Source organism: Candidatus Binatia bacterium, assembly GCA_036382395.1.
Lineage (GTDB): Bacteria > Desulfobacterota > Binatia > HRBIN30 > HRBIN30 > JAGDMS01.
Window position 1 is genome coordinate 1 of sequence record DASVHW010000045.1, and the last position, 5011, is coordinate 5011.

The 5011-nt window shown below is 64.9% G+C and carries 5 protein-coding genes; 4 read left to right on the plus strand and 1 reads right to left on the minus strand.

The features are described from left to right. Positions 1–53: 53 nt before the first annotated feature. Positions 54–335 (minus strand): hypothetical protein, encoded by a 282-nt coding sequence (locus tag VF515_02750; protein ID HEX7406549.1) that lies wholly within the window; start codon positions 333–335, stop codon positions 54–56. Positions 336–455: 120 nt separating this feature from the next. Between VF515_02750 and VF515_02755 the strand changes: the two genes are divergently transcribed. From VF515_02755 to VF515_02770, 4 genes are all read left to right on the plus strand, one after another. Continuing rightward, on the plus strand, positions 456–1616 hold the full coding sequence (locus tag VF515_02755; GenBank protein HEX7406550.1) for an acyl-CoA dehydrogenase family protein: 1161 nt from the start codon (positions 456–458) through the stop codon (positions 1614–1616). Between the two features lie 17 nt (positions 1617–1633). Next, complete coding sequence (locus VF515_02760; GenBank protein HEX7406551.1) at positions 1634–2242, plus strand: twin-arginine translocation pathway signal protein; 609 nt, start codon at positions 1634–1636, stop codon at positions 2240–2242. A 130-nt stretch (positions 2243–2372) separates the two neighbouring features. After that, on the plus strand, positions 2373–3953 hold the full coding sequence (locus VF515_02765; protein ID HEX7406552.1) for a GMC family oxidoreductase: 1581 nt from the start codon (positions 2373–2375) through the stop codon (positions 3951–3953). After that, positions 3950–5011: class I adenylate-forming enzyme family protein (locus VF515_02770; GenBank protein ID HEX7406553.1), on the plus strand; the 1062-nt coding region annotated here is incomplete at its 3' end. The genes VF515_02765 and VF515_02770, both read left to right, overlap by 4 nt.

Genomic DNA, 5011 nt, shown 5'->3' on the forward strand with positions numbered 1-5011 from the left:
CCAGCTCGTGCCAGTTCAATCTGGTCGTGGACACTCCACGACGTGCACGACCCTCAGTCGTAGACCGCGAGCACTACCCCCTGGCAGTCCCTGCCGATCTCCACCAGGAGTTCTCGCGGCGCCTCCAGCGACGGCACGCCCTTGTTGTATTGCTTGGCGACGATTCCGAAGCGGGCCTGTAGGGTCCCGGCCAGCCGCTGCAGCAACGCGTCGGCGTTGGGCTTGTTGTTGCTCAAAAAGCCGATGGTCTTGCCGGCCAGATCCCCCAAACGCGTGCGGCGCTCTGCCATCGGGGGTGGCGGCACGGAAACCGGATTCAGTGCGATCAGCGTCATGGCGCCATGATACGGCAACGATGCGACGGGCGTCCAGGGATGTGAGCCCTTGACCGTGTCCGAGTCATTTGATGGGGTGTCCCTTCGAGACGCGACGGCGGCGTAGAGGAGAGAGCTTGCGTGGACTTCCAACTGGCCGAACAACAAGAACTGCTCCAGCAAACCGTGCGGAAGTTCGCGCAGCAGGAGTGCCGCGAAGCCGCCGCCGTGTGGGATCGGACGGGTGCCCTGCCGGACGCCGCGCTCATCGGGAAAATGGTGCGGATGGGACTGATCGGCATGTGCTTGCCCGAAGCGTACGGTGGTGGCGGGCAGGAGTTGCTGTCCGCCATTCTGTGCATCGAGCAGCTCGCGGCCGTGTCGCCGCTGGCCGCGGCGGCCGTGTTCGAATCCAACGTCGGGCCGGTGCGTGTCATCGAGCACTTCGGCAGCGAAGCCCAGAAGGCGCGCTGGCTGCCGCCGGTGGTGCACGGCAAGCTGCAGATCTCGATCGGGATGACAGAGCCGGAGGCCGGCAGCGCCCTGACCGATCTGCGTACCCGGGCCGACAAGTGCGACGGCGGCTATCGCGTCAACGGGCGCAAGTGCTTCTGCACCGGCGGCGGCCACTCCGGGGCCTACATGGTCTACTGTCGCGTCGGTGATGTGCCCGGTCCCAAGGGGATCGCCGGGCTGCTGATCGAAAAAGGCGCCCCCGGTCTCACTTTTGGAAAGCAGGAACAGTTCATGGGCCTGCGCGGCTTCCCGAGCTCCGACTTGATCTTCGAGGATTGCTTCGTCCCCGAGGAGAATCTCATCGTGCCTGCGGGCGGCTTCGCCATGCTCATGCAGTGCTTCGACATCGAGCGCTGTGGCAACGCCACCATGGCACTCGGCATCGCCACCGGGGCACTCGAGTTCGCGGTTGAGTACGCCCAGCAGCGCCAGACCTTCGGGAAACCGATCTGCGAGCGGCAGGCGATCCAGATGATGCTTGCCGATATGGCGACACGCGTCGATGCCGCGCGGCTGCTCGTCTACCGCGCCGCGGTCAATGCCAGCAAGGGTCTTCCGTCAATCAAGGAAACATCGATGGCGAAGGTCTTTGCCAATGAGACGGCGAAGGCGGTCACCGACATGGCCATGGAGATCCTCGGCGGGTATGGCTACTCCACGGAGTATCCGATCGAACGTATGTTGCGCGACAGCCGCGGCTGGCCCATCGCCGGCGGCACGCTGCAAATCCAGAAGATCATCATCGCGTCGCTGGTGTGCGGGCGGCGCTTCGATCAACGCAAGTGACCACCGAAGGCGACGCCATGCCGTCAGTGAACATATCGATTTCCCGCCGCCAGCTCCTGCAAGTTGGCGTGGTCGGTTCCGCGGTCCTATCGACTGCTGGTCTTCTCGGCGGCGCCGGGCAGATCTTTGCCGCTGCACCGGCCGGCGGTGAGTTCCTCGCGCTGTCATCGGCGGGGCGTGATATTCTCCGCGCCATTGCTCCTGTGGTGCTGGAAGGCTCTCTGCCCAGTGACGCCGCGGAACGCGCCGACAGCGTCGAGCAGGTGCTCCGAGCCGTCGATTTCTACCTGGCGCACCTTCCCGAGTCGGTGCATGCGGAAGCCGAGCAAGCTTTCTCGCTGCTGAGCTTGGCTCCCGTTCGCATTCTGCTGGCAGGAGTATGGCAGCGCTGGCCGGAGGCGGCGCCTGCCGAGGTTGCCAAGTTCTTGAACGGGTGGCGTGGGAGTTCTTTCGAGCTGTTGCGCAGCGTCTACGTGTTCCTGCAGTCGATGGTGTCGATCGGTTGGTACGATCAGCCTCGCGCCTGGGTACCCATGGGCTACGCTGGACCGCCAGCCTCTTCGCTTTCTCTCCCTTTGGGAGAATCCCATTCCGCTCCCTTTCCCTTTGGGACTGTTGATAAATGACCGGCCGCTGGTTTCGTATACCGTATTTTCCGCGTAGTTCCGTAGCGGCGCAGCATGCTGCGCCCCTACTTTCAGAGAAAATCGACAGCCTCCTCTGGGAGAGGGTTGGGGTGAGGGCTCATCTGTACGTATGACACACGAAATCTATACGGGCAGCCGCCTCGAAGCGGACCTGACATTGGCCGGTGACGTGGTGATTGTCGGCACGGGTGCGGGTGGTGGTGTCTGCGCGGAGATCCTTGCCCGATCCGGGTTCCGCGTCGTGATGGTCGAGGAAGGCGCCTACTGGACGGCGCGGGACTTCACCCTGCGCGAGGTGCCGAGCTTTGCGCGCTTCTACTTCGAAGGCGGCGTGCGTCAGACCAAAGACAAGGGCATCGGTGTCATGCAGGGCCGCGCCGTGGGCGGGTCGACCACGGTGAACTGGACCAGCAGCGTGCGGACGCCATCGCAGACACTGCGGTATTGGACCGACACGTACGGACTGAAGGGCTTCACGCCCGAGGCCATGGCCCCGTGGTTCGAAGTGATGGAGCAGCGCCTCAATGTCCACCCCTGGACGGCGCACAACGAGAACAACGCGCTGCTGGCGCGCGGCGCGGCAACACTCGGCTGGCGGTACGAGGCGCTGCCGCGCAACGTCAAGGACTGCCCGGGGCTTGGGTACTGCGGCTTGGGCTGCCCGATTGACGCGAAGCAGAGCATGCTGGTCACCACCATCCCTACCGCGCTCGACCATGGGGCGGTGCTGCTGACGCGGGTGCGGGCAGACCAGGTGGATATTCGTGGCGACCGGGTCTTCGGGATCACCGGCGTGGCGCTCGACGACCGCGGCGTCCGCTTGACCGGACGGCGGGTCCGCATCGATGCGCCGTTCGTCATCGTGGCCGGCGCGGCGATCAACAGCCCGGCACTGTTGCTCCGATCAAATGCGCCGGACCCGTATGCGAGGCTGGGAAAGCGCACCTTTCTGCAGATTCACAACTATTCGATCGCCATCATGCCGGAGCTGGTCGATGCCTACGTCGGCGCACCTCAATCCGTGCATTCGGACCAGTTTCTCTGGCGTGACGGTGTGACGGGCCGCGCCGGCTACCACATTGAAGCGGTCGGCACCCAGCCGGCAGGAACCATGAATTTCCGCAAAAGTATCGGTCCGGAACTGGCTCAGGCGGCAAGCCAGTATCGGCGTACGCACATCCTGGTGTCGCAGATCCGTGATGGATTCAGCGAGGCGAGTCCGGGTGGGACGGTGACGCTGCGCAGCGACCGCCGCGGCCTGCTCGACTACCCGATCACAGAGTATATCCGGGATGGCATCCGCAGCTCATATCTGTCCATGGCCGAGTGCCAGTTCGCCGCCGGTGCGGCCACGGTCATGCCGGCCAACATGGACGCACAGCCCTACACAACCTGGGCGGAAGCGCGTGCGGCGATCGCGAGTTTGTCGCTGCGCTCGCCGAACACCGTGGTGAATTCCACCCACCCGCTGGGCGGCTGCGCCATGGGTGAAGATCCACACGTCTCAGTGGTCAACAGTGACGGCTGGTATCACCACCTCCGGAACCTGGCGGTCATCGACGGATCGACCTTTCCGACCAGCGTGGGTGTCAACCCGGGCCTGTCCATCTATGCCCTTGCGGCGCGCCAAGCCACGACACTCGTCGCCGCCTTGGGGCGGACCGTGCCGGAGGAGTATCGAGTCGGATGACCCACGAGGAAGTCCTCTCTCAGCTGACCGGTCCGGGGGGCCCGTTCGAGCTCACGTTCGAAAACGTTCGCGGCCTGCCGATGAAAAACTTCGCCGGGCGCCAGCGATCGCTGCGCGAGAAGGTGGAGACCGCCGGCAACTATGGCGACCGTGAGTTTCTGGTCCAGGGCTCCCGGCGCATCACGTACGGTGAGTTCCGGCGCTTGGTGTGGGGGACGGCACGCCGGCTCAAGGCGCTCGGGTTCCGGCGCGGTGATCGGCTGGCCATCCTGGCCCAGAATAATGTGGACTGGGTCATCACGTTGTTCGGCGCAACCTGCGTGGGCGGGGTCGTCGTCGGACTGAACGGCTGGTGGGTGCAGGACGAGATCGCCTATGGCCTCACCGATTCCGGCAGCCGCTTTCTGCTCGTTGACGACCGCCTCTTCCCCCGCGTCCGCGAATTGATCGGCCAGATCCCGACGCTCGAGCGTGTCTTCTGCATCGGGGCTACGGCGCCGGCCGGCACCCAGCCTGTTGCTGATCTCATTGCCGAACACGACGAGTCCCCGAATGACCCGATCGATGAGGACGATCCCTTCGTCATCCTCTACACCTCCGGCACCACCGGCCGGCCGAAAGGTTGCATCACCACGCACCGCGGCACGATCGCCCAGGTTCAAGGCATCATCGTCCACGGCATGGCAGGCGCGATGCTCGGCGGTGCGAGCCCGCTTCCGACCGACGGCTCACAGCCGGCGGGGTTGATCACCTCACCGCTGTTTCATGTCGCCGGGCTGCACACGGGCCTGTGTACTGCCATGACAGCAGGCGCCAAGATCGTCTTCACCGAGGGCCGCTTCGATCCGGAACAGGTACTGGCCCTCATTGAGCGGGAGCGGATCAGCACCTGGGGCGCCGTGCCGACGGTGCTGCACCGGGTGATCAACTGCCCGCAGGTCAGTCAGTACGACGTCTCGAGCCTGACCCGCATCTCCGTGGGCGGGGCGCCACTTGCTCCGGAAACGCTGGAAAGGGCCAGAGCAGTGCTCCCGGTCGAACCCAGTATGGCGAACGTG